The 26,404-nt window shown below is 31.3% G+C and carries 19 protein-coding genes; 8 read left to right on the top strand and 11 right to left on the bottom strand.

The genetic code is table 11. The features are described 5' to 3' along the window. Window positions 1-98: 98 nt before the first annotated feature. Genes gatB through hisE form a run of 3 tightly spaced genes read left to right on the top strand, consistent with a single transcriptional unit; the run spans window position 99 to window position 2,600 of the window. The gene (gene gatB / locus PXD04_RS13135; protein WP_323737323.1) at window positions 99-1,457 is read left to right on the top strand and encodes an Asp-tRNA(Asn)/Glu-tRNA(Gln) amidotransferase subunit GatB; all 1,359 of its coding nucleotides are present in this window, start codon (window positions 99-101) and stop codon (window positions 1,455-1,457) included. A gap of 42 nt (window positions 1,458-1,499) precedes the next feature. Continuing rightward, complete coding sequence (locus tag PXD04_RS13130) at window positions 1,500-2,306, top strand: CBS domain-containing ParB/RepB/Spo0J family partition protein (protein WP_323737322.1); 807 nt, start codon at window positions 1,500-1,502, stop codon at window positions 2,304-2,306. 6 nt (window positions 2,307-2,312) lie between these two features. Beyond that, the gene (gene hisE / locus PXD04_RS13125) at window positions 2,313-2,600 is read left to right on the top strand and encodes a phosphoribosyl-ATP diphosphatase (RefSeq protein ID WP_409988269.1); all 288 of its coding nucleotides are present in this window, start codon (window positions 2,313-2,315) and stop codon (window positions 2,598-2,600) included. Window positions 2,601-2,763: 163 nt separating this feature from the next. On the opposite strand, the gene PXD04_RS13120 is transcribed toward hisE, so the two are convergent. From PXD04_RS13120 to PXD04_RS13085, 8 genes are all read right to left on the bottom strand, one after another. Beyond that, window positions 2,764-4,440, bottom strand: a complete 1,677-nt coding sequence (locus PXD04_RS13120) for an AMP-binding protein (protein ID WP_323737321.1) — start codon at window positions 4,438-4,440, stop codon at window positions 2,764-2,766. Window positions 4,441-4,448: 8 nt separating this feature from the next. Next, window positions 4,449-5,012: a helix-turn-helix domain-containing protein gene (locus tag PXD04_RS13115; protein ID WP_323737320.1), complete on the bottom strand. Its 564-nt coding sequence runs from the start codon at window positions 5,010-5,012 to the stop codon at window positions 4,449-4,451. Window positions 5,013-5,162: 150 nt separating this feature from the next. Then, window positions 5,163-6,506, bottom strand: a complete 1,344-nt coding sequence (gene glmM / locus PXD04_RS13110; RefSeq protein ID WP_409988268.1) for a phosphoglucosamine mutase — start codon at window positions 6,504-6,506, stop codon at window positions 5,163-5,165. Between the two features lie 112 nt (window positions 6,507-6,618). Continuing rightward, window positions 6,619-8,100, bottom strand: a complete 1,482-nt coding sequence (locus PXD04_RS13105; RefSeq protein WP_323737319.1) for a hypothetical protein — start codon at window positions 8,098-8,100, stop codon at window positions 6,619-6,621. 5 nt (window positions 8,101-8,105) lie between these two features. Then, window positions 8,106-9,641 carry a hypothetical protein gene (locus PXD04_RS13100; protein WP_323737318.1) on the bottom strand — a complete coding sequence of 512 codons (1,536 nt, stop codon included), beginning with the start codon at window positions 9,639-9,641 and terminating at the stop codon, window positions 8,106-8,108. A 187-nt stretch (window positions 9,642-9,828) separates the two neighbouring features. Next, a complete protein-coding gene (locus PXD04_RS13095; RefSeq protein WP_323737317.1) occupies window positions 9,829-10,194 on the bottom strand; it encodes an OB-fold nucleic acid binding domain-containing protein in 366 nt (121 codons plus the stop codon). Window positions 10,195-10,262: 68 nt separating this feature from the next. Continuing rightward, entirely contained in the window at window positions 10,263-11,930 is a 1,668-nt protein-coding gene (locus tag PXD04_RS13090) for an ATP-dependent DNA ligase (protein WP_323737428.1), read from the bottom strand. 17 nt (window positions 11,931-11,947) lie between these two features. After that, window positions 11,948-13,156, bottom strand: a complete 1,209-nt coding sequence (locus tag PXD04_RS13085; RefSeq protein WP_323737316.1) for a DUF2971 domain-containing protein — start codon at window positions 13,154-13,156, stop codon at window positions 11,948-11,950. Between the two features lie 186 nt (window positions 13,157-13,342). On the opposite strand from PXD04_RS13085, the gene polC reads away from it, so the two are divergent. Both polC and nrdD read left to right on the top strand, forming a co-directional pair. Beyond that, a complete protein-coding gene (gene polC, locus PXD04_RS13080) occupies window positions 13,343-16,705 on the top strand; it encodes a DNA polymerase II large subunit (protein ID WP_323737315.1) in 3,363 nt (1,120 codons plus the stop codon). Window positions 16,706-16,845: 140 nt separating this feature from the next. Next, window positions 16,846-19,158 (top strand): anaerobic ribonucleoside-triphosphate reductase, encoded by a 2,313-nt coding sequence (nrdD, locus tag PXD04_RS13075; RefSeq protein WP_409988294.1) that lies wholly within the window; start codon window positions 16,846-16,848, stop codon window positions 19,156-19,158. 82 nt (window positions 19,159-19,240) lie between these two features. On the opposite strand, the gene PXD04_RS13070 is transcribed toward nrdD, so the two are convergent. Next, window positions 19,241-20,062, bottom strand: coding sequence for a heavy metal-binding domain-containing protein (locus PXD04_RS13070; protein ID WP_323737313.1), 822 nt, complete (start codon window positions 20,060-20,062; stop codon window positions 19,241-19,243). 269 nt (window positions 20,063-20,331) lie between these two features. Between PXD04_RS13070 and PXD04_RS13065 the strand changes: the two genes are divergently transcribed. Beyond that, window positions 20,332-21,261 (top strand): carbohydrate kinase family protein, encoded by a 930-nt coding sequence (locus PXD04_RS13065; RefSeq protein ID WP_323737312.1) that lies wholly within the window; start codon window positions 20,332-20,334, stop codon window positions 21,259-21,261. Window positions 21,262-21,529: 268 nt separating this feature from the next. After that, window positions 21,530-22,831, top strand: a complete 1,302-nt coding sequence (thiC, locus tag PXD04_RS13060) for a phosphomethylpyrimidine synthase (protein WP_323737311.1) — start codon at window positions 21,530-21,532, stop codon at window positions 22,829-22,831. A 78-nt stretch (window positions 22,832-22,909) separates the two neighbouring features. On the opposite strand, the gene PXD04_RS13055 is transcribed toward thiC, so the two are convergent. Next, entirely contained in the window at window positions 22,910-23,563 is a 654-nt protein-coding gene (locus tag PXD04_RS13055; RefSeq protein WP_323737310.1) for an NAD-binding protein, read from the bottom strand. 216 nt (window positions 23,564-23,779) lie between these two features. On the opposite strand from PXD04_RS13055, the gene lysS reads away from it, so the two are divergent. Next, the gene (lysS, locus tag PXD04_RS13050) at window positions 23,780-25,369 is read left to right on the top strand and encodes a lysine--tRNA ligase (RefSeq protein WP_323737309.1); all 1,590 of its coding nucleotides are present in this window, start codon (window positions 23,780-23,782) and stop codon (window positions 25,367-25,369) included. Window positions 25,370-25,388: 19 nt separating this feature from the next. Here the strand turns inward: lysS and PXD04_RS13045 are convergent, their stop codons facing one another. After that, on the bottom strand, window positions 25,389-26,264 hold the full coding sequence (locus PXD04_RS13045) for a LysR family transcriptional regulator (protein ID WP_323737308.1): 876 nt from the start codon (window positions 26,262-26,264) through the stop codon (window positions 25,389-25,391). Between the last annotated feature and the right edge of the window lie 140 nt (window positions 26,265-26,404).

The following is a 26,404-nucleotide window of genomic DNA, read 5'->3' as shown; positions in this document are numbered from 1 at the left end:
TTTAAATTAATTGAAAATCAAAATATAAATATATAATATAATATTATCTTTCTATAAAAAAATAAAAAATCGGAATTGGAGGAATAATTATTACAGACATGATGTGTGGTCTTGAAATCCACGTTCAATTAGATACAAATTCAAAACTATTTTGTAGTTGTCCAACAAACTACCAATCAGCCCCTAACAACACAAACATATGCCATGTATGTTTAAACCAACCAGGAGCAAAACCATACCCACCAAACCAAAGTGTATTAGACAAAGCAATAAAAGTAGCATTAATGTTAGGATGTGACATCTCTGACGAAATCATATACTTTATGAGAAAACACTACGATTATCCTGATTTATCCAGTGGATACCAGAGAACATCCGTACCTGTTGGAATAAATGGTGAATTAAATGGTGTAAGAATCCATGAAATACACGTGGAAGAAGATCCAGGACAATATAAACCAGACAGAGGAACAGTTGACTTTAATAGATCAGGAATTCCACTAATAGAAATCGTAACAGAACCAGACATGAAATCACCTGAAGAAGCCAGAAACTTCCTAAACGAATTAGTACGTGTATTAAACTACAGTGGATGTACTCGTGGAGAAGGAACTATGAGAGCTGACGTAAACATCTCCATTGAAGGAGGAAAAAGAGCTGAAGTTAAAAACGTTAACTCAATCCGTGGTGCATACAAAGTACTTAAATTCGAATTAATAAGACAAAAAAACATATTACGTCGTGGTGGAGAAGTTCAACAAGAAACAAGAGCATTCCTCGAATCACAAATGATAACAGTACCTATGAGATCAAAAGAAGACGCTGATGATTACCGATACATCCCAGACCCAGATTTACCACCATTACAAATTGACCCAAACCATGTAGAAGAAATCAGAGAAGTAATGCCAGAACCAGCACACCTTAAAAGTGCAAGATTTGTAGAACAATATGGTATAGACGAAGCAGATGCTAAAGTATTAACATCAGAATTAGAACTAGCAGATGCATTCGAAGAAGTATGTAAAAAAGTAGATGCTAATGTAGCAACAAGATTAATGAGAGATGAACTCAAACGTGTATTACATTACAACAAAATTGAATACACTGAAAGTAAAATAACACCAGAGGATATCATCGAACTAATAGAACTAATAAACACGAAACAAGTAACACCTGAAGCAGCACACAAACTGATAGAACAAATGCCTGGAAACGATAAAACACCTACAGAAATAGGAAAAGAAATGGACATTATCGGAGTAGTAGAGGATGATGCTGTAATAAAAGCAGTAGAACAAGCAATAGAAGAAAATCCACAAGCAGTAACTGATTACAAAAATGGAAAAGAAAATGCAGTAAACTTCCTAGTAGGACAAGTAATGAGATTAACCCGTGGAAAAGCAAATGCCGGAGAAGCAAACAAAATAATAAAAGATAAATTAGATTCTTTATAATTTAATTTATCCCCCCCATTAACAATGAAATGGAGAGATTTGATGAGTGATTACAAAAAAGTTAAAGATTACATGACAAGAAATGTAATTACAGTAGATCCAGATATGCCAATACCAGAAATTAAGAAAATCATAAAAAACACAGGACACGATGGATTCCCAGTAGAAAAAGATAACCAAATCGTAGGCATAATCACTGCATCCGACCTTCTTATCAGAGATTCAAAACCAACTGTTAGAGGAATGATGTCAGACGACATAGTAATAGCAAACGAAGAATTATCAATCAATGATGCAGCACGAGTAATGTTCAGGATGGGAATATCTAGATTACCTGTGACAAATGAAAAGAAAAAAGTATTAGGAATAATAACAAACACAGACATTCTTCGATCACACATAGAACGATCAACACCTGAAAAAGTAAGTCAGTATAGACAAACACTAGAACAATTATATGATGTTAAAACAGAACTAACTAAAGAAAAAATTAATGTATCATATTTAAAACCAACACAGGACAAAGTTTATGCAGATGAATTGCAGGGAAGAACTTATGAAATAGAAAAAGGATTAGCAGAGCCAATAATGTCCGTGAAAGTAGATGAACATAAATATCTTGTAATAGATGGACATCATAGATTAGTTGCATCAACACAAATGGGTAATGATGAAATATTAGCATATGTAATAACAATAGATAAACCTATAAAATTAGGAATAGAAAAGACTGCTGAAAAGAATGGCATTCATACAATTGAGGATATTGAGATAATTAATGATGCGCAACATCCATTAATCGCAATAACGGGTAGTTTAAGGGATAAAAATACGACAATTAAGAAGTGAATGATTATGAAAGATAATATTATAAGAGAAGTGTATGATACACTAATAGATAGAAAGAATAATCCAACCGATTCATATACATCACAACTAATGCAAGACTCAGAAAAAAAAGCCGAAGATAAAATACTTGAAAAGTTAGGTGAAGAAGCTACCGAAGTCATACTTGCAAGTAAAAATAATGAAGACTTGGTGCATGAATCAGCAGACTTAATATTTTTCACAATATTAAACTTAGCATACAAAGGAATACCCCTAGATGACTTATTTGAAGAACTTATACAAAGACACAAATAAAAAAACTAAACTTACTCTAATCCCCAAACAACACTCTTTTTTAATAATAAACAAATTATTCTAATAATTAAACATAGATACTACTAAAAAAAAATGATTTATTCCAGAACATTCTACTGTATCTGTCCAAATCCAAAAAAAAGGTATAATAAAAAAAAGTTAGTTATTCGTTTTTATATTTTTCTTCGTCAGCTACTCTTATCTGTTTTCTCATTATTTTTCCACTAATAGTTTTAGGTAATTCATCAACATACTCTATTGCTCTTGGATACTTGTAAGGTGCTGTTACATGTTTAACATGGTTTTGTATATCTTTTGTTAATTCTTCCGATGGTGTGTATCCTTCTGATAAAACTATTGTTGCCTTTACTATTTGACCTCTTATTGGATGTGGTATTCCTGTTACTGCACAGTCAAGTACTGCACTATGAGACAGTAATGCACTTTCTACTTCATAAGGTCCTATTTTGTAACCGGAACTTTTAATTATATCATCAATTCTACCTTTATACCAGTAGTAACCATCCTCATCTTTCCATGCGGAATCCCCAGTATGGTAGTATCCACCATAGATTGTTTCATTAGTTTTTTCTTCATTATTATAGTATCCTTTAAAAAGTCCTAATGGATATCCATCAGATATATCAAATACTATCTCACCTTCTTCTCCAACATCACACTCTTGTCCTTCAGGGTTTAATAATTTAATATCAAATAGTGGTGCTGGTTTCCCCATTGATCCCAGTTTTATATCTAGCCAAGGGAAGTTTGCTATTGTTGCCACAGTTTCTGTTTGTCCAAAAGATTCTCTTATGCTTAATCCAGTTAATTCTTGGAATTTATAAAATACTTCATCATTTAATGGTTCACCAGCAGTTGTTACATGTTGTAATGAGGAAAAGTCCAGTTGGTCTATGTTTTCTTTAATGAAGAATCTGTACATTGTTGGTGGACAACATAGTGTTGTTATTTTGTGGTCTAATGCTTTTGATAATACTTCATAAGGATGGAATCGGTCATAGTCATAGATGTATATTCCTGATCCAGATATCCATGGTCCATATATTTCTCCCCATAATGCTTTTCCCCATCCTGTATCTGCTATTGTATAGTGTAATCCACCTTCTACTACTTGATGCCAGTAGTGTGATGTTACTATGTGTGCTAGTGGGTAACCAAAACTGTGTTTTATCATTTTAGGCTGTCCTGTTGATCCTGATGAAAAGAACAATACTGATGTGTCTTCTACAGAGTCATCTTCATAGGTTGGTCTTGGGAAGTTTGATGATGCTTTTTTTACTTCTTCTCGTAGATCATACCATCCTTCTTTTGGTTGTGTTCCTACAAATATTTTATTGAGTGTTATTCCCAGTGTTTCTTCTACTTCAGCATAGTTTTCAGGAACACCATCCTCTCTAATTACTATTACTGTTTTTATTCCACCAGAAGTTATCCTATATTCTATATCTTCAGGTTTTAGCATGTGTGTTGCAGGTACGGCTATTGCTTTTATTTTATGTAGTGCAAGCATACAGTACCAGAAGTCGTATCTGCTTTTTAGTGTAAGCAGTACTCTGTCTCCTTTTGTTATTCCTAGTGATGTGAAAAAGTTTGCTGCTTTGTCACTTAATGTTTTTAAGTCTTTGAATGTGAATACTTTATCTTCATTGTCATCACACCAGGATAATGCTACTTTATCAGGACATTCTCTTGCATAGGTATCTACTATGTCATATGCAAAGTTAAAGTCTTCTGGTACGTTAATTTTAAAATTTTGGTTGAAATCTTCATATGATGTGAAGTCATCCCTGTTTATGTATTTGTTTAGTAATGAAACCATTTCTTCACCTACTCATTATTGTTTAGTACATCTAGGAATTTTACTGCTTTGTTTTCTAATGCTATCATTGAATGTTTATGTTGTGAGTCGAAGTATACTGAGTCTCCTTCATTTAAGTCTAGGATATTGTCTTTGATGTATAATCTTAATTTTCCTTCGAGTACATATACAAATTCATATCCTTTATGATAGTTTGGTTCAGGTATGTAATTATCTTCTCTTGGCATTACTGTTACTATGAATGGTTCTATTGTTTTGTGTGTGAAGCTTGATGCCAAGTTTTCATAATCATATGCTTCTCTCCTGTTTATTCTTACTCCTTTGTCTTTTCGTGTTACTGCGAATACACTCATTCTTGTGTCTTCTCCTGTTAGTAAGAGACTTGTATCTACATTGAATATTTGTGATGCTTCATATAGTATACTTGCAGGTATGTCTACATTTCCTGTTTCATATGATTCGTATGTTTTTATTGGTAGATCTAGTTTTTCTGCCATTTCTTGTATGCTTATTTCACATACTTCTCGCATATCTTTTACTCTGCTGGCTATTTCCTTTTTTATGTCTGACATTTTTTTTTATTCTCCTATTATTTGTTTTCTTATCTAATATATAATTTTGTTATGTGTTGATAATAAATTTTAAAAAGAGTGAACTAGTTTTATAAGTGGTTTTATTTAAAAAAAAGTTTTAAAGGGATGAAAGGTATTTAATCATTTTTTCTAATCTAAATATTTTTCGATTAAAGTCATTCCCCAGTCTGCTAGTTCTGCTGCTTTTTCTGGAGTTTTTGCTTCTGAGAAACATCTGTATATTGGTTCTGTTCCTGATGGTCTTATAATTACCCATCCTTCATCTGTAATTACTTTTACTCCATCTGTTGTGTCTACTTCATATTCTGTTGTGTCATTTATTATACTTTCTGCAACGAATTGTTTTTTATCATCAGGACATTCTACTTTTCTTTTTTCAGAGTAATATGTTGGTAGTTCATTTATTAATTCAGATAATGGTTTTTTTGTTGTTGCTAATATTTCTAGTAACATTGCTGTTGCTAATCCGGAGTCTCTTCCATATACAAAGTCAGGGAATATTAGTCCACCATTTTCTTCTCCTCCAAATAGTCCATCAACTTCTTGGAGTTTTCTTGCTACTACTAAATCACCCACTCTTGTTAGAATGATTTCACCATTATTTTCTAATGCTATGTCTCGAATAGCATTACTTGTAGCTACTGTTGTTACTATTTTTCCACCATTATTTTTTTCTAGCATTGATTTTTCTACTAGTGCGAATGATTTGTCTCCAAATACAAATTGTCCTTTTTCGTCTATGCATATTGTTCTGTCAGCATCTCCATCATGTGCTATTCCTATGTCTGCTCCTGTTGCTTTAACTACTTTTATCAGGTCCTGTAAGTTGTCTTCTGTTGGTTCTGGATTTCTTCCAGGAAATGCTCCATCTGGTTGGCAGTTTAGTGTTGTGATTTCACATCCAAGTTTTCTTATAATAAATGGTGTGGTTCCACATGCTGCTCCTGATCCACAGTCAAGTACTACTTTTAGTTTTGCTTGTCTGATTTTATCTGCATCTACTCGTTTTATTACTTCTTCGCAGTATTCATCTATGATGTCTTGTTTGTATGCTTTTCCTATTTTATCCCATGTGACTCTTTCTTGTTTGTCGTTGAAGTATATGTCTTCAATTTCTTCTTCTAAATCATCAGGTGTTCCTATTCCATCAGAATCTAATAGTTTTAGTCCATTGTATTTTGGTGGATTGTGTGATGCAGTTATCATTATTCCACCGTCATAATATTTTCTTACTGCATATTGTACTGCTGGTGTTGGTAACATTCCCAAGTCCACTACATTACATCCTGCAGATAATAGTCCTGCAGTTACTGCATGTTTAATCATTTCTGAGGATGTTCTTGGGTCTGAACCTATAGCTATTGTTCCTTTTACTTTTGTTCCATATGCTGCTGCTATTTTTGATGCAAATTCTGGTGTGAGTACTGTGTTTGCTATTCTTCTTACTCCAAATGTTCCAAATAATTGTTTCATATCAATTCTCCCATGCCTTATTTAAGAATTATTTTTTATAAAAAAAAATGATAAATGTTGATGTTATCTTTTATTGTATTATTTTATGTTTTTAATGAGTTATACATTTTTGTTAAGTTATGTTTTGAATATAGTATATTGGTTCTTGTTGTTGGTTGTAACATACCCATTTTTGTCCGTTAAAGTTCCAGGTGTATTCTTGTTTTTCATGTGTTTCGGTCCAGGTATTGTCTTTGTTTTCTGTCCATGTTATGTTGTAGTAGGTGGTGTTATTGTATATGTATTGTTCTTTCCACATGTTTTGTTGTTTTTTCCATATGTATTCGTAGCCCGTGTTTGAGGTTATATGATAAGTGTTTTCGTTAATTTTATTATATGTGTATGGGTGGATGGTGTCCCATTTTAGTATGTATTTTGTGTTGTTTTGTTTTGTTATTGTTGCAGTTATGTTGTTTGAATCTTTTATTTTCTGTTTTTCTAGTATTGCTATTAATGGTGGTTGTGTTTTTATGTGGGATGTTTTTTCTTCTTTTATAGTTGGGGCTGTGGTGTTTTCCATGTGTTCTGCAGTTAGTATTTTCATGTCGTATAGTCCTGTTGCTTCATCTAGTGTTCTTGGTTTTGTTAGGTATTTGATGGTTATATTATTGTTTTGTAGATTGTTTATTACATCTGTTGATATGTAGTCTGTTTCTTCCATCTGTATGTATTGTGATTCTGTGTTTCTTAAGATGTATACTGTTGTTATATTGTTTTCTTGTAAGTATGGAATAATATTTCCTTTGTTTGATGAGTCTTCTATTAGTATTGCATTTTCTTTTATTACTGTTGGTATTATTGTAGGTATTTCTCCATAAAATCCATAAAATGCTGTGTTTGTATTTTTGAGATATCCTTCTTGTTTTAGTTTATTGTTTAAGTTATTACTTACGTCTAATGATGTTTCTCCGCTTATTTCTTCTATTTGAATATTGTGATTTTTTAGTTCGTCTTTTATGTTTTGTGGTGTGTTTCCTATGATTGTTGCCTTTTTTATGTTGTGTTTTGTTATGTATTCTTTGTATTCTTTACTTAATGTGTTAGCTGATTGGTATGTGCTATTTGTTGCTGTTATGAATACTGGTGTTTTTGTGTATGCTCCTAATATTCCTGCTAATGGATCAGAGGAGGTTATTATTATTTCATTTTTGTTTATGTTTTTGTTGTTTTCTGTTATTTTTGTTAGGATATCTGCTATATTATCTCCATTTATTTGTTTTATTGTGACTCTGAGTTTCATGAATTCAATTATTTGTTGTGGCGTTACTGGTCCTACGATTATTATTTTTGTTATGTTGTTTTTTTCTATGTATGATGGTAGCCATGTGTTTAATTGGTCGGGTAATGTTTTATCTGAGAGGATTAATGGTGCTTCTTCTATTCCTGCATATACTGCTATTCCTGTTTCTAATGCTCTCATTTCTCCTGTGCATACTGATATTATTAATGTTTGATTATCACATTCAATGGTATCAGTATATAATGTGCTTATAAAGAATAATGTTATCAGTATTCCAATTATAATTATGCTCATTATTTTATGAGTTGTTTTCATAATAATTACCTGTATTCTTGTCTTATTTTGCATATTTTATAATTATCATTTTCTTTTACTATTTCTGCATAATATGGTACTGCTGTATCCTTCTTCAATAGAATGTGACTAATATTGAGTTGGTGTATTTCATTCTTATTGGACCATCCTTTAATTATGTGGACGGGATCTGTAACATAATCTGGTATAGATTCTGTGAAACCTCCGTAAGCTACTGGAGTACTACTTGTTGAAACAATTATTGTATCCATGATTGCATCTTCAGATATTAACATTCCATTAGGAGTATTTTCTTCAAAATATTTCATGATTTCATAACGATTATGGGCTAGATTATTGTCTGCGAATCTTGAAGAAATGACTGTTGGCTTAAATAATGTTACAACAGGATTAACAATTAAATGAATATGTTCATCAATAATTGTGTTATTTACATCATGATTTCCCATTAGATCAGGAGTATAACTGTCTTCATATAATAATGCTGATGATACGGATAATAATATTACCAGTGCCACAAAAAGGTTCTTGTATTGTATCTGAGTTATTTTATTATCATAAATATAGTTTAATCCAATACCTGAAATAATTATGAGAACATAGGATGCAACTTCTAATATTCTTATCGAAACTGTGTTAAATCCAAGATATTTTATCTGACTTAATAATATTAATGATAATGAACTTGATAATAGGAATATTGATAATTTTGTTTTCTTTTTAAACAACACATAATATCCAATTAATAGGAGTATTGTTGTAATAACTCCAAAGTATTTGAAGAAGAAATTGGTTATTATAGTATCTGTGCCTGAAATTGAATTAAATACTAAAGTATAATTTATTGCTATGTAAATCCACCAAGGTAAACCTAAACATAGTACTATCAGACAGTAACATAGTATTATTTTCAAATTAATATGCTTTTTCAACAATTGTATTAAAATGTATAATCCGATAACGCCACTTGTTAGTATAGCTGTTGCCATATGTAAATTCCATATTAAAGCAAGTGAAATTGCGGATATTATGATTTCTTTATAATTTTCTTTGATGATACCATTATAACAATAGACAATAGCTATTAAAAATAATCCTATTGCAATTGTTGCGGGTGTGCAAATAACGGATCTGTTAAATGTTATGAAACAGAACATTGCCAGAAATCCTGTTAAAAATGAAGTTCTGACATTTGTTATTTTATATGTTGTAAATGTAATTATGCCTATAAGGTAAGCTGAAAATAATGGTTGTGCACACCTGCATAACTCTATTGATGAAATATTTAAGGTTTTACTAATGCCTGCGAATACCAGATGGAATAATGGTGGATACATTATTAGTCTACCTTTGGGAGCAACGGTGAGATTATCCCAAAAAACAAGTCCATTATTAGCATACAAATTAATCATATGTATATGATAATAAACATCCCATGAAATAGGGAAGGAATATTTGTATAATAAGAGTAATGTTAAAATAAATGATAGGATTGCTGGTAATACTAATAATTTTTTATCTTCTTTTAAAAATAGATTCATTTAAAATTACAACCTTCATCTTATTTAATTTAAGATATTCCATTCATCATTGATAAATGTTATAATTATTAATTTAACAAATTGTTCTAAGATATTATAAATTCATTATAATTTGTAATGTCTTATATTGTAATTAAGTTATTTAATGAAAAAAAGAGGTTAAAAATTAGAATAGTTTACAATAGAGTTATCCTATTTTAATATTTTTGGATTCTTCCAGTATTAATTCTAATTCCCCATTATATTGTGTAACCCTTCCTATAACGGTTATTTTCTGGTTTTTGATTAATTTAGTTTTTAGATTTGTTGAGGGAAAAATTATTAAATTAATATTTCCGGTTTGATCTTTTAATTTTATTATTTGAGTATTTGATTTTGTTTTGATGATTGATTCTATGTTTGCATCTAATTCGATTTGATTGTCTATTTTTGATTTGTTTATTTGTTTTATTGTTAGTTTTTCAGGGTTTACATATCCTGATAATAATATTATACCCATCAATCCTATAATTAATGTTATTAATGATATTTTAAATATTTTCTTGTCATTCATAATAATTATAATAATATATATGTCTTTATTATAGATAATGTTTATTATTTTTATACCAATATTATAAATTAATTATTTTGTAAGTCAATCATTTGTTTTAATTTATCCAAAGTATCCACCTGATCCAAACCAATATCATCCCTCACTCTTTTAATAGCTGGAAAACGTAAAGAATACCCTGCCTCGTACTCATTACTTTCAACAATTTCACTATACGCTACTTCAAGAATAACTGCCGGTTTAAATGTTACAATTTGTTCATTAGTAGATAAGATATACTGTTGCATACGATCCGTTAATGAAGCCAACATTTCATCATCCATCCCCGTTGCAGCATGAACAAGAGTTTTATATTCACCAGTTTGACTATCAAGTAATGATAATAAATAAGAACCAAAGAATTTAGCTCTTTTTCCCTTACCATACAATCCACCAGTTATAACACAATCCAAAGTTTCCCTAACTGGTTTGAATTTTAACATATTCTTTCCACGTTTACCCGGAGAATAAGGACTTGATACATCTTTAAACATAATCCCCTCATGCCCATTATCTATAGACCAGTTAAATAATTCTTCAGCATCACCCACATTATCCGAAGACACTACTTTCATAGTACTTAACTCAACATCATCTGATGTGTGCACTATCTCTTCAAGTAATTGCCTTCTCTGACCAATCGGTTGTTCTGCCACAGGTTCTTTATAATATAATACATCAAATAAGAATATTTTCAGAGGAATTTTTTCCCTCATTTTTTCAACATCATATTTTCGTTTAACTCTTTGAAGAATATACTGGAAAGATATTGGCTTGTTATCTCTTGTTGCTATTACTTCTCCCTCAATTATATAATCTTCATCAGGTAATGCTTCTCTTATGTATTCCACTATTTCAGGTAATGCTTGAGTTACATTTTCTAAACGTCTAGTGAAAATTTTTATTTCATCACCAATTTTATGGATTTGAACACGTATCCCATCATATTTAGTTTCACAGACAACCTCACCCATTTCCTCAATACTTTCCCGTATACCCGGACTTAATTGGGCAAGCATTGGCTTTATAGGTTTTCCGGGAGTAATTGATAATTCTTTAACAGCACCAATAGATTCTTGTGCTCTTGTGGCTACTTCCCCAAGATCATTAGATAACATGTATGCCCTATCAATTATTTCTTTATCTATACCGTATGCATCACTTATTGCATCCACAAGCGTTCCTTCCCCAACACCTATTCTCAGTTTTTCTGTTATTGTACGTGTTATATATTTTGCTTCTAATGGTGAAGCAGAACTGTATAATTCCAGTATGAGGTTTAATTTTTTGTTTTGTGAATTACTTCCCGTGATAGACTCAGTTTTTCTAAGATTGTTTATTACCTTTGTTATTGTTAGAGGAACTTTGAAGAAAGTGACTTGCTTGTTATTTGATACCAGTTCTTCTGTTATCTCACCCATATCCCCTACTGATGCTAACTTATTTTCTATGGATTTAGTGTTTTCTCCAAGCATTTTGGATAAGGCTTTGATGATTAATTGTGTGGAAACTCCCATTTCCTTATCACTCCATGGTGGAAATATTTTCCCCTGAAGTAATAATGTCACATCATATGTTGTTTCTGGACTTTTATGTTTTATTGTTTTAAGGAAGTTGGCTATTATTTCCTCTTTTTCTAATCTTCGAGTTGTACTTCCTATTTTTTCATATACGTCCACTAATTCTTCGTATAATATTCCTGACATATTTATCACTATATTATTGATTTAAATATTTTTCCATCTTTTTCTTTGATTTGAAATATTCTTGTGCCAGTACTTTCCACTATGTTTTTGTAGCTTTCAATTTTTTCTTCAGGGAATTTTATTCCAAGATATATTGCTTCTGGTTTCATGTAATCAAACATGATTTCATCATCCGTAATTTTAAGTACTTCTTCAAATTCATCATGTATTTGACTATCGAATTCTTCAGATTCTAATATTTTAAGGATGTCATTTATTATATCTTCATGTTTATAAATTAATTCATCATTTTCTTCTTTTAAATAGTTTTTAAATGTTATCTGTTGAATTTTAGGATTATTCATTGTTTTATGATATATTGGTTCAAGAAGATTATCTAACATTCGGTATTCTGTTTCAGTGTAATGATGATTGTATATGAACATCCATTCATTATCATAATCTGTTACTTCATTTCTTACTTTCATAATACTTGCACAATGATAATTATATACATCATAATCCAGTTCATCTTCAGATATTTTTTCTTTAACATATAATACAGGGAACAATCTGTTAAGATTCATTGCGTTAGTTCTTTTTATTTGTTTGAAGTCATAAGCAACACAAAATCCTTTATGATTACCTGCATATTCATCCCATAATTCTTTTTTATTATATGGTGTTTGGAATAAACGCACATAATTATTATCCTTGTATAACTTCATCGTGAAATATATGTTTATTATACCAGATATGAATTGTTGGTTAATAAATTGGTTCATGTTAGTTTTCCATTCTTGTTGATCTTCAACTGTCATCTCATCAGTATCCTTAGAGAATACAACAGTCATAAGTTTTGCAAATGGAAAATCTGCATTTTCAATAATTTCTTTTTCCTCTTCTGAGAGAAATGTTGGATCTTCTTGTTGAAGATTCATTATTTGTTGATGCATTACATTGTTTAGCTGACTTTTAATATTTTTCAAGTAATCTATCTTAACTATATCATTATAATTTTCATCCAGTTTAGCCTTTTTTATTTTTAGCTTTCCTTCACAAATATTTTTTAATTCTTCAGGACTTACTGTTTTTTCATAGAAATTTCCTATGACAGGAGGAAAATGTTCGAACTTTTTTTTGTCTGCTTTTTCAAATACTTGAATATTATCATATTCTGTTGCAAAAACCTTAAAAAAGTCTATTTTCCATTGTTTATTTAGTGAATTATCTAACATTGAACCAATCCTAATTTTTTATTGTCTAAAAATTTATCTATTATTATAATATATGAATTTGTTTCTACTAAAAATTTTTGAGAATAATATAGTAATACAAAAATAGATAAGAGAAATATTTCACATATATTATTATTAGCAAAAAAATATCGCCAGCATAAACATTGAAAAGAAGGAGGTAAAAAAATGGATTACTTTAAAATGCTTGAAGATAAAACAGAAGAACTTTATGATATTGCACGAGAAGCTAGAAAACAAGGAAAAGACTTGGAATTAGTACCTGAAATACCATTAGCAAAGGACCTTGCCGAACGTGTTGAAGGGCTTGTAGGTCCGGAAGGAGTTGCAAAAAGAATAAAAAAATTAGAAGAAACTATGTCTAGGGAAGAAGTAGCATTCCAAATAGCTAAAGAAATTGCAACAAAAGATGATGTTCTTGGTGAAAAAAATAATTATGAAATTCAAGAGGAAAATGCAGATAGTGCAATACGTACTGCTCTTGCAATACTTACGGAAGGAGTTGTAGCAGCACCTTTAGAGGGTATTGCTAAAGTAAAAATTAAAGATAATCCTGATGGAACAAAATGTTTTGGTGTTTACTTCGCTGGACCTATTCGTAGTGCTGGAGGTACAGCTGCTGCATTAGCTGTATTAATAGGGGATTACATACGTATTGCTCAAGGACATGATAGGTACAAACCTACTGATGATGAAATTGAAAGGTATGTGGAAGAAGTCGAATTATATGAATCTGAAGTTACAAACCTCCAATATTCTCCTACTCCCGAAGAAGTAAGAAAAGCTGTTCGTAGCATTCCTGTTGAAGTTACTGGTGAACAAACAGATGCTATTGAAGTGCAAAATAGGGATTTGCCCCGCGTAGAAACCAACCATATTCGTGGAGGAGCTTTACTCGCTATAGCTGAAGGAGTTATCCAAAAATCTAGAAAAATTGTTAAATATGCAAATACTTTAGGTATTGATGGTTGGAGTTGGCTTGAATATTTCACAGCCCCTAAAGCTGATAAAAAGGAAGAAAAAAAAGAAGAAGAAATTAAAGAAAAAAATGTTAAAAAACCTAAGAAAAAAGCAAAATATATGGAAGATATTATTGGAGGAAGACCTGTAATGTCTTATCCTGGTGCTAAAGGTGGTTTTAGATTAAGATATGGTAGGACACGTGATAGTGGTTTAGCTTCAATGGCAATACATCCTGCTACGATGGAAATTGTAGAATTTCTAGCTATTGGTACACAGATGAAAATTGAAAAACCTGGAAAAGGAAATTGTGTTGTGCCGTGTGATTCAGTTGAGGGTCCTATTGTTAAATTAAAAAATGGTGATGTTGTACAAGTTAATAATGTTTCACAGGCTATCAAGATTAGAAGGGATGTTTCTGAGATTTTATTCCTTGGAGATATGTTAGTTGCTTTTGGTGAGTATCTCAGGGGAAACATTCCTCTTGATGTTTCAGCATGGTGTGAAGAATGGTGGGCACAGGAAGTTGAAGTTTCTGATTATTTTAAAGAAACTCATGACGATTTTGGTATAGGATTTAAGGAAGAACTTGAATTAAATGATTTGCTTAAATTAGATATTTCTGCAGAAAAAGCATTTGAAATTGCCGAAAAAACAAAAACTCCTCTTCATCCAAAGTATACCTTTTATTATCATGATGTGTCCAAAGAAGAATTGAATTCACTTCATGATTATATTTATGAATATATTGAAAGTCCGGATAAAGTGTTCAATGTAGATATTAATCGTATTCCTATTGATTATCATAAAAGAATACTGGAAGTACTTGGTGTTCCACACCATGTTAATAATAATTCATTAATTATATCTAATGATAATCTTTATGCTTTAATGAAAACTTTAAATAAACATTTGACTCCAGATGAAGATACAAAAAGTATAGAAGCAATAAACCAAATTAATGAGATTAGTATTAAAGCAAAAGCACCTACTTATATAGGTGGTCGTGTTGGTCGTCCTGAAAAAACTAAGGAGAGACTTATGAGACCTGCTCCACATTCATTATTCCCTATAGGAAATTATGCTGGAAATATCCGTAATATCGTGGAAGCTGCAAAGAAAGGTACGATTAAAGTTACGCTTGCTAAATGTAAATGTACTAATCCTACTTGTAAAGTTACTTCATTCAAGTCAATATGTCCTGTTTGTGGTTCTCGTACGGAGTTAGAATCATCAGCTGCTAAGAATATTAAATTAGGAAAATTGTTAAATGATGCTTTTGATAGTGTGAAAGTTCGGCGTTTAGACACTGTTAAAGGTGTTAAAGGATTGATTTCTGAAGATAAATATCCAGAACCATTAGAAAAGGGTATTCTTAGAGCATTACATGATGTTTATACTTATCGTGATGGTACTATCAGACATGATTCTACTGATCTTCCGTTAACACATTTTATTCCTAGGGAAATTAGTGTTAGTGTGGATAAAATATTGGAGATGGGTTATACTGAGGATATTTATGGTAAGCCTATTACAGATGAGAATCAAATTGTTGAAATTAAAATTCAGGATATTGTTGTTAGTGAAAGTTGTGGGGATTATTTGTTAAAGGTTTCACAGTTTATTGATGATTTGCTTATCAAATATTATGATATGGAACCATTTTATAATGCTGAGACACGTACTGATTTGATTGGTGAATTAGTTGCAGGTCTTGCTCCTCACACTTCAGCTGGTGTTTTAGGTCGTATTGTTGGTTATACTAAAGCTTCAGGTTGTTATGCTCATCCTTATTTCCATTCAGCTAAAAGACGTAATTGTGATAGTGATGAAGATGCGGTTATGTTGTTGTTAGATGCTTTGTTGAATTTTGGTAAAACATACCTTCCTAGTACTCGTGGGGGTAGTATGGATGCTCCTTTGGTTTTAAGTATTCGTATTGATCCTGAGGAAATAGATGATGAATCACATAATATTGATTGTATGAAACGTATTCCTTTGGAAATTTATCATAAAACAGAGGAGGGAGGTGTTAAACCTTCTGATGTTAATAATTTAGTGGATAATGTTGAGGGTAGGTTAGGTACTGATGCACAGTATAGTGGTATTATGTATTCCCATCCAACTAGTTCGATTCATAGCGGACCAAAAGTTTGTTTGTATAAAACTTTACAGACTATGACTGAGAAGGTTGAGAGTCAAATTGGTCTTGCTGAAATATTAAGATCCGTTGACCAAAAAGGTGTTGTTGAGGGTGTTATTAATTCTCACTTCTTACCAGATATGGCAGGAAATATTAGGGCATTTTCAAGACAGAAGGTACGTTGTACGAAGTGTGGAGCTAAGTATAGGCGTATTCCATTATCAGGACAGTGTACTTGTGGTAATGATTTAATTTTAAGTATTTCCAAAGGTTCTGTTCTTAAGTATTTGGATATTTCAAAGGATTTAGCTCATCGTTATCCTATCAGTCCTTATGTAGTGGAGCGTATTGATATTTTAGAGACTGCTATTAATTCTTTATTTGAAAGTGACAAATCTAAACAAAGTTCATTAGACATATTCTTCTAAATGAATTATTTAATAACCACCCCACATTTTATTTCTTTTTAATACGAACTATTTGAATAGATACGAACTAAAAATACTAATTTTTATATATTAACAAAAACTAAAAATAATATTAGAAAAAAAAACATGTGATTAAAATGATGAAAGATCCTGAAACAATACAAGACACATACAACTTAAACGAAATCCACGTAATAAAAAACGATGGAATAAAAGAAAAATTCAGCTACGAAAAACTAATAAAATCATGCATAATGATAAACATACCACTAGGCCTAGCAGAAAAAATAGCCTATAAAGTATCCAAAGAAGCACATGACAACATAACAACAAAAGAAATAAAAAATCTCATATATAAACTACTAAAAAAAGAAAATACCAAACTAGCAGACAAATACTACAATAATAACACACTCCGAGTAAGAACAGGAAGAGACACAATAGAAGCATTCGACAAAACCAAAATAGCAAATACATTAATACAAGAAACACAAACAACACCAAAACTCGCAAACAAAATAGCAAACGAAGTATACAAAGAACTCAAAAAACTTCAACTAGACTACCTAACAGCACCAATCATAAGAGAAATGGTAAACACCAAACTAACAGAAAACGGACTAGAATCCCTAAGAAGAAAATACACAAGACTAGGAATGCCAGTATACAACATAACAAGCCTAATAGAAAACGGAAACAAAGATAATGCAAACATGATGCACAACCCAGAAACAATACACAAATACGTAGCAGACGAATCCCTAAAACAATACACACTCCTAAACATACTACCACACCACCTAGCCGATGCACACATGAACGGAACAGTACACATACACGACCTAGAATTCTTCGCAGGAAGACCAATAAACTGTTTACAACACGACTTAAGACAATTCATAAGATACGGACTAAAAGTAGATGGAACAGGAGACCATACAAGCGTAGCAGGATCACCAAATCACATAGAAACACTCATGAACCACTCAGGAGAAATAATGCTAGCAGCACAACAAAACATGAGTGGTGGACAAGCAATGAGTCTATGGAATGTATTTGTAGCACCATTTGCAGCAGGACTCCCATATGATAAAATCAAACAATCCGTCGAAATGCTAATATTCAACCTCAACATGGCATACGCAGCACGTGGAGGACAAGTACCATTCACAAGCGTAGGATTAGAATTCACAGTCCCAGACTTCCTGAAAAACGAACCAGCATATGGACCAGGAGGAAAAGTAGTAGGAGTATACGGAGACTATGAAAAAGAAGTAAGACTTTTACAAAGAGCATTCACAGAAGCACTAATCAAAGGAGACTCAGAAGGAAAACCACACCTCTTCCCAAACACAATATACTACCTAAGAAAAGAATGCTTAACACCAGAATTCCAAGAAGACATTGACAGAGTACACTACTTATCCGCTAAGTTCGGAACCGCATATTTCATCAACATGTTACCAAAATACATGGGAAACCATGCAAACTATATGGGATGCAGAACCAGATTATCCGACAACTGGACAGGAGACTGGGAAAAAGACTGTCTTAGAACAGGAAACCTAGCATATGTAACCATGAACCTACCACGTATCGGATACAATGCAAGAGACGAAAACGAAATCTTCGACTACCTAGATGACTACATGAAAATCGTAGAAGAAGTACTTTTAATAAGAAGAGAAAGAGCACTAAAATGCTTAAATGATTACAAATTACTACCATTCCTAACACAAAAAATGGGCGAAGACCCATACTACCAAGTAGACAACAGTACATTATCATTCGGATTTGTAGGTTTAAATGAAATGTTACTAGCACAAACAGGTGCAGGTCTAGAAGATCCGGAATCAAACAAATTAGGACATAAAATAATACAACACATAAATGATAGGGCAGACCAACTTAAAAGTGAAACCGGCCTAAGATGGGGAGTAATCCAGACACCTGCAGAAAGTACCGCATACAGATTTGCAACCATGGACAGAGAAAAATATCCAGACCAAGTAATATGTAACGGAGACAGCAATGCATCTTACTACACAAACAGTAGCCACGTTCCAGTAGATACACCTATGAGCCTACCTGAAAAAATAAAAATTGAATCAGAATACCATCCATTAACACAAGGAGGACATATCTTCCACGCATTTATGGGAGAAAGTTACAGTGACCCAGATAGTTTAATGAGCTTAACAAACAAAATTGCAAGAAAAACAGATATCGGATTCTGGGCATACAGTAGTGCACTTAGTTTCTGTATAAACTGTAAAACATTAATGAAAGGATTACAGTCAACATGTACACATTGTGGAGAAACAAAAAATGTTGAATGGTATGACCGTATAACAGGATATGTACAGCAAGTAGGACATTCAGAAAGTGCATCCGGTGGATGGAATGCTGGTAAAAAACAAGAATTAATTGACAGAAAACGATGGGAACAATAATCAAAAAAGAATCTCATCATTTTAATCCCCTTTTTTAAAATAACTCATTTTTAATAGAAAAAAATTTAAAATTAATAATAATTTAATCAAGGTATTGTTCATCAATAGTTACTGCGGTACCATATGCAGCTATTATTATGTCTGGAGGTATTTGCTGATTATAATTTGTGTATTCAAATTCAACTTCAATTATTGCATTAGCATTTAATTTAAGTGCCTGTTCTTCAAGAAGATGTAATATATATTTACGTGACATTGCATAATCGTTAAGCTTCAATATATTTTTATTTTCAACATTAGATCCTATATATTTAATCTGTTCTTTTCTATTCTTTTCTTCAAATTCTATTACATCCTCTACACAAATCAAACCATGATACTTTGCTATAGGAACATTAGGTTTCGAATTTAATATAGGCAATTTTAATTGTGCAGTATCTTCAATATCGCTAAAGGTTAACTGAGAATCATTTTGATTTTTAAACTTTGAACCAATAAAACTACCACCAAGGCCCAATAAATAAGTGAATGCTAAAAATATCCCAATTATTAAATAATTTATTAACAAAGGAAATGCTGCCTGTAACATCAATAAAAAACCTCCAACAGTAAATATATTAAATGTTAAAGGTTGTGATGGGAAAAGCCAGCCTATACCATTTGTTAAGAAGAACAAAATTATAGCACTTATTGCTCCGGAAGATTTTTTTCTAAGGTACATTGAAACAAATGTTTCAACAAAACCTGCAACAACAGGGGCAATAAAAACATCAATATTTACTCCAAAAATTACTAAATGGTAATATATGCAAATACCGGTTATTATACTTCCAACCAGTAACCCTGAAAAAATGGATAATCCCAATAATAAATTATCATAAGTAAATATTTTATGTTCAAACATTTGAAAAACCTAATCTTATTTTTGAAGCTTTTAATAATAATTTTTTTCCATGACAAATAGTATAATTATGTAATTACATAATAATTATAGGATACTTGGCATAATTATTTTAGATAGAAAAAAGTATTACTACAAAAAATTAGAATATTTTTTCATTATCAACAATATTCTGCCTTTGTTCAAATCAAAATAATAAACACAATGTTAATTACAATTTATTTTAACACGCTTAAAAAGAAACCATATTAAAGAGTATTTCGGAGGATAACATGAAAAACGTGGATTTACTAGTTTTAGGACACACAGCTTTTGATTATATTATGGAAGTTAAAGAATTTTCAAAAATAAACACATCCGCTATTGTAGATAAAATGGAAAAATTACATGGTGGTGCTGCAGGTAATGTTGCAGTTGTCGCGAGCAAAATGGGGTTAGATGTTGGTTTAATATCATGCATAGGTAAAGACTTTAAGGATAGTGAGTACGAACAAGAAATGATAGAAGAAGGTATTGATATTTCTGATATGATAGTTTCAGAAGATGCAAATACGCCTACAGCTTTTGTATTAACAAACCCTGAAGATGAACAGATGTTTTATTTTTATTGGGGTGCTGCAAAGGAATATGAAACAAGCCCTGTTCCTAAAGCTGCCATTGACCAAGCACGTGCTGTTCATTTAGCAACAGGAGATCCAGAATACAATATTAAAGCGGGAAAATATGCTTATGAATCAAATAAATTAGTATCATTTGATCCAGGACAAGATTTACACTTGTATACAACTAAAAATCTTGAAGAAATGATAAAAAACTGTAACATACTCTTTGGAAATGAGCATGAAATAGATCATATATGTGATTTACTAGAAAAATCTGTTGAAGATTTACTTGAAGAAGATATTAATATGGTAATTCAAACCCTTGGAGATAAAGGTAGTATTATTTATGCTAAAAATGAAGACCCAATAAATATTGAAGTTGTTCCAACAAAAGCAGTTGATCCAACAGGTGCGGGTGATTCTTACAGGGCAGCTTTCTTAAGTTTATACCTAAGAGATAATGATTTGAAAACTTGTGGAAGATTTGCAAGTACCGTTTCATCATACATCGTGGAAACACAAGGTACTCAGACAAACATTCCTACTGCTGACCAAGCTTTTGATAAAATGAATGACATATGGTCAGAAACAGATTATTAAAGAAAAATTTTTCTTTTAACCTCCCCCTATCAACTAATTTTTTTACATTCAAAATTAATTTAAAAATATCCCATTCAATAAATTAAAATGAAAAACACCAATAAAATTTAATTAATAAACTGTTTAATTTGTAAATTAAACTTAAATTTTAAAATAAAACTCTTAAAAACTTTAAATACTCCTATAAACTAAGTTAATAATAGTTCATTATGGCCATAATAACTTAGTGTAGAACACAATTAATTACAATTTAAGGGAGTATATAAAAATGACACAAATGACCGAAGCAAGAAACGGTAACATTACTGAAGCAATGAAACAAGTTGCAAAAGATGAAAAATTAAATCCTGAATATATAAGAAAAATGGTGGCAAAAGGATACATAGCAATACCAGACAATAATCAAAGAGAAACAGTAGCAGTAGGTATTGGTAAAAATTTAAGAACAAAAGTTAATGCTACAATAGGAACATCAACAGACATCTGCAACTTAGACGAAGAATTAGAAAAAGCAAAAGTAGCCGAAGAAGCAGGTTGTGACACGCTAATGGAACTAAGTATTGGAGGAGACTTAGACCATATCAGAAGAACTGTTCTTAAAAATACCAACAAACCTGTCGGAAGTGTGCCTATTTACCAAACTGCCGTAGAAGCAATCGAAAATGATGGTGCAGCAATAAACATGGACCCTGACGATATGATAAAAAATATTGAAAAACAAGCAAAAGATGGTATAGACTTCATGGCAATCCATTGTTCAGTAAATCGAGAAACACTAAAAAGATTAAAAAGAGAAGGAAGAAAAGGAGGATTAGTCAGTAGAGGAGGTTCATTCATATCATCATGGATGGTGCACAACGATGCTGAAAACCCATTATATGAAAACTATGATCAAATATTAGACATAGTAGAAGAATATGATGTATGTTTAAGTATGGCAAATGCTATGAGAGCAGGAGCATTAACTGATTCAACAGACCGTGCACAAATACAAGAACTAATAGTTTTAGGAGAACTTGTTGACAGGGCAAGAGAAAGAGGAGTGCAAACAATAGTAGAAGGACCAGGACACATACCAATCAATGAAATTGAAACTAACATAAACATACAAAAGAAAATGTGTAAAAATGCGCCATTTTATATGCTAGGACCAATTGTAACCGATATTGCACCAGCATATGATCATATTGTATCCGCAATAGGTGCAGCACAATGTGCAAGATATGGTGCAGATTTCATATGTTATGTTACACCAGCAGAACATCTTGCATTACCAGATAAAGAAGATGTACGTGAAGGAGTAATAGCTACAAGAATAGGTGCCCATGCAGGAGACCTTGCAATAGATCTTGAAAGATTTGGAGAAGAAGATATTAAAATGGCTGATGCAAGAAAATCTTTAAATTGGACAGAACAATATGAACATGCAATGTGGCCTAATGATGCTAAGGCAATCAGAGACAAAAGACCACCAGAAGCTGATGACACATGTACCATGTGTGGTAATTATTGTGCAATAAAAATAGTTAATAATTGGCTAGATAAAGCTGAAAAAACAGTGTTTGACTAAAAAAAAAAGTACTGTCCTCCTATAGGCAGAGAAGTAATAGGAATTATTCCTATTAATCCATTCTCTTATAATAAAAGATTATGGTGCAAAAAACTTTGTAACTTCTTGAATATAATTTGATTTTGTGATAACAGATATTTTCTGATTTTCTTTGAATAATGTGTCTTGTTGAGGAATAACAAGTTCATTATCATCATAAACAGCACATACAATAAAATTTTCAGTCGGACTATAATCCAGAACTTTTTTTCCAAATAACTTCTTATTTTCTAAGTTTAATTCAAGTAATTCTGTTGAACCTCTTCCTAAAACTATTAAATCAGCTATTTTTGGTCGAGTAATTATTCTTTCCAAGTATCTTGCTACTGCTGCTTCAGGACTTACTGTAATATCTATTCCAACATTTTTGAATGCCTTTTCGTGTTCCAAATCATTTACTCTGACAATTCTTTTTTGAATATTACTATAACTTTGACTAAGTACTGCTGCTAAAAGATTAACCTTATCATCACCAGTTGCAGCTACAAAAACATCAGCATCAGATATATCTGCATCTTCTAATATTTGTACACTTGTTGCATCACCATTAATTACCATTGCTTTAGTTTCCTCTGCTACTTCTTCGGATATTGTAGAATCATTTTCAATTATTGTTACACTTAACCCTTCATGTATTAATGATTCTGCAAGATTTAGCCCTACTCTTCCTGCACCTACTATTATTACATACATGTTTATTCACATTACTAAAAATTTTATATATTATATAGTTATATTTTTAATATTAAAAAAAGTGACTATTTATGATAAAATTATAAACTAGAAATTACATAGATATATTATTAATGATTTTTTCATATAATGAAAAATAGATTATTTTTATTTAAAAATTATTTTAATTTATTAGTTAACTTTAAATTTTATAAAAAAGGAATTATTGTGATATAGATGAGTAAACATTGGACTGAAAGAATTGCTGAAGAATTAAGTAAAGAAGGAAGAGATGAATACGTAATTGGAAGTGGAACTTCAATATCTGGGTCAGTACATATAGGTAATAGTTGTGACGTGTTCATTGCAAATGCTGTAAGTAAAGAATTAAGAAAATTAGGTGAAAATGCAAGAACACTGTGGATAGCTGATGATTATGATCCTCTAAGAAAAGTACCTTACCCTTTACCAGAATCATATGACAAATACCTCGGACAACCTTACTATGAAATTCCATGTCCTGAAGGTTGTTGTGACAATTTTGTTGAACATTTCCAAAAACCATTTACTTCTGCTTTAGAATCTTTTGATATTCAAGATCTTGAAATTAAAAGTGGAGCATATATGTATAAAAATGGATTTTATACTGAAGCTACAAAAATTGCATTAGAAAATGCAGAACGTATTAGAGAAATATTCAATCAATATCGTGAACATCCACTTAAAGATAATTGGTTACCATATAATCCTATTTGTAGTGAATGTGGAAGAGTTAATACTACAGAAGCTTATGACTATGATGGAACTACCATAAAATATAAATGTGAATGTGGTCATGAAGGAGAAATGGATTATACTACAGGTAAAGGTAAATTAACATGGAGAGTAGAATGGGCTGCAAGATGGAAAATATTAAATATTACCTGTGAACCATTCGGTAAAGACCATGCAGCTAGTGGTGGATCATATGATGTTAGTAAAATCATATCCGAGGAGATATTTGATTATCCTGCACCATATCCAGTACCATATGAATGGATAACACTTGATGGTGATGCTATGAGCAAATCAAAAGGTGTGTTCTTTAGTCCAGAGGCTTGGCTGAAAATAGGAAAACCTGAAACTTTAAATTATTTCATATTCAGAAATAAACCATTGAAACCTAAAGATTTTTCACCTAAAATGGGATTTTTAGATTTGATGGATCAGTATGATAGAGTAGAAAGAATTGCATATGGAATAGAAGAAGCAAGTAATGAAAAAGAAAAAGAAAAACTTACTAAAATATATGAAATATCCCAAATTAATGAATTACCTGATGAAATGCCATTCCAACCAGCATACAGATTCTTAACAGTAGCTTATCAAGTTGCTAGTGGTAAATCCGATAAGATTTATGAAATTCTTAAAAATAATCATCAGTTACCTTCAAGATTAGAAGATGTGAGTTATGATAATTTAAGTGAATGGGATAAAAATACATTTTTACAAAGGTTAGAATATGTTAACAATTGGTTAGAGATTTATGCTCCTAAATTTGTTAAATTCCAAGTTATGAAGAAATTACCTCGTATTGAAATTAATGATGAACAAAAAGAGTTTTTAAGACAGTTGGCTGATGTTTTAGAAAATGAAACTTTTGATAATGATGTTGAATTCCATGATCGTATGTATGAAGTTCTTGAAGCTCTGGGTATGAAGCCTCAAAAAGCTTTCCAAGCTATTTATAAAACAATTTTGGGTAAAAAACAGGGTCCTCGTGCAGCTTCATTTGTATTATCTTTAGATAAGGATTTTGCAATTAAAAGGTTCAGACTTGAAGAATAATATTTCTTCAAATTTTTTTTTATAATGGTTCGAAACCAAATTTAGAAGTTAATTTTTGTGCATTATGTGATGCAAAATTAAGGAAACTTTCTACTTCAACACTATTTTTAACATTCAAAGCGCTTATTATATGACGAGTATCTTCGGATAATATATCATTTGTATTAAGATATGTATATGACAGACTGTTATTTATAAAAGTATATAGGGTAGAATCTTGTTCAACCATACAAATAGCTTCATGGAATGAATCAACAGAAGTAACTATATCAAAATCCAAATCATAGTTAGCAAGAGTAGTCCAGGCAAGTCTTTGAGCAGAACCCTCAACCTCAACAAATTTCAAACCATTTAAATCAGACAAATCATTAAACTCATCACCATCATGAGTCAATAACATCAACTTATCCCTACCCAAAGCAACAGGTTCCAAATTCCGAATATATGCTTGTACCGGATCGTCAAAACCAACAATATCCACAATACCCTTACGTGCCAAATCCAATGATGTTTCTAAATCAGTTTGAATAATTTTTATATCATCCAAATGATAAGCTTTAGCTAATTCTCGAATAAATTCACAAGAAACAAAACCACCCGCCATCGTCCAAACATTGTCATCAACCAATCTTCGCTCATAAGATTCATATTCATCAAGTAAATTCAATGCAAACGCTGTTAAATGAGAACCACTATTTGAAACAACCACCAACTTCTCAGACAACAACTTCTCAGCATTAATAATTCTACGATTTAAAACCGTATGTGATATACCCAAATCCTTAGCAGCTTTACGTTGAGATTTATTTAATTTTACGGATTTTAATGTATCAAATAATTTATAATCATAAAGAACATTATTAATTTCAAGATTTAATTTCTTATTACCAACCATAAAATCAACCACACAACAAATATACTTGTTATAAAATTAGATTAGTAAAATGTAAATATAAATGTTTACATATAATTTAATGATAATAAAATTAAAATATTCATTATCTGTTAAATTGAAAAGTTAATTATTGTAGGTAA

It is taken from the genome of Methanosphaera sp. ISO3-F5, from assembly GCF_034480035.2.
In the GTDB taxonomy this organism is placed as follows: Archaea; Methanobacteriota; Methanobacteria; order Methanobacteriales; family Methanobacteriaceae; genus Methanosphaera.
The sequence above is the reverse complement of the archived record's forward strand: the minus strand, read 5'-3'. Positions and strand labels throughout refer to the sequence as shown.

Excerpts from the sequence above, each read along its gene's own strand:
- PXD04_RS13115 (WP_323737320.1), bottom strand. The coding sequence starts at position 5,012 with ATGTCAGACATAAAAAAGGAAATAGCCAGCAGAGTAAAAGATATGCGA.
- polC (WP_323737315.1), top strand. The coding sequence starts at position 13,343 with ATGGATTACTTTAAAATGCTTGAAGATAAAACAGAAGAACTTTATGAT.
- PXD04_RS13045 (WP_323737308.1), bottom strand. The coding sequence starts at position 26,264 with ATGGTTGGTAATAAGAAATTAAATCTTGAAATTAATAATGTTCTTTAT.
- hisE (WP_409988269.1), top strand. The coding sequence starts at position 2,313 with ATGAAAGATAATATTATAAGAGAAGTGTATGATACACTAATAGATAGA.
- nrdD (WP_409988294.1), top strand. The coding sequence starts at position 16,846 with ATGAAAGATCCTGAAACAATACAAGACACATACAACTTAAACGAAATC.
- PXD04_RS13055 (WP_323737310.1), bottom strand. The coding sequence starts at position 23,563 with ATGTATGTAATAATAGTAGGTGCAGGAAGAGTAGGGCTAAATCTTGCA.
- PXD04_RS13085 (WP_323737316.1), bottom strand. The coding sequence starts at position 13,156 with ATGTTAGATAATTCACTAAATAAACAATGGAAAATAGACTTTTTTAAG.
- thiC (WP_323737311.1), top strand. The coding sequence starts at position 21,530 with ATGACACAAATGACCGAAGCAAGAAACGGTAACATTACTGAAGCAATG.
- PXD04_RS13095 (WP_323737317.1), bottom strand. The coding sequence starts at position 10,194 with ATGAATGACAAGAAAATATTTAAAATATCATTAATAACATTAATTATA.
- PXD04_RS13070 (WP_323737313.1), bottom strand. The coding sequence starts at position 20,062 with ATGTTTGAACATAAAATATTTACTTATGATAATTTATTATTGGGATTA.
- PXD04_RS13065 (WP_323737312.1), top strand. The coding sequence starts at position 20,332 with ATGAAAAACGTGGATTTACTAGTTTTAGGACACACAGCTTTTGATTAT.
- glmM (WP_409988268.1), bottom strand. The coding sequence starts at position 6,506 with ATGAAACAATTATTTGGAACATTTGGAGTAAGAAGAATAGCAAACACA.
- PXD04_RS13120 (WP_323737321.1), bottom strand. The coding sequence starts at position 4,440 with ATGGTTTCATTACTAAACAAATACATAAACAGGGATGACTTCACATCA.
- PXD04_RS13130 (WP_323737322.1), top strand. The coding sequence starts at position 1,500 with ATGAGTGATTACAAAAAAGTTAAAGATTACATGACAAGAAATGTAATT.
- PXD04_RS13100 (WP_323737318.1), bottom strand. The coding sequence starts at position 9,641 with ATGAATCTATTTTTAAAAGAAGATAAAAAATTATTAGTATTACCAGCA.
- PXD04_RS13105 (WP_323737319.1), bottom strand. The coding sequence starts at position 8,100 with ATGAAAACAACTCATAAAATAATGAGCATAATTATAATTGGAATACTG.
- lysS (WP_323737309.1), top strand. The coding sequence starts at position 23,780 with ATGAGTAAACATTGGACTGAAAGAATTGCTGAAGAATTAAGTAAAGAA.
- gatB (WP_323737323.1), top strand. The coding sequence starts at position 99 with ATGATGTGTGGTCTTGAAATCCACGTTCAATTAGATACAAATTCAAAA.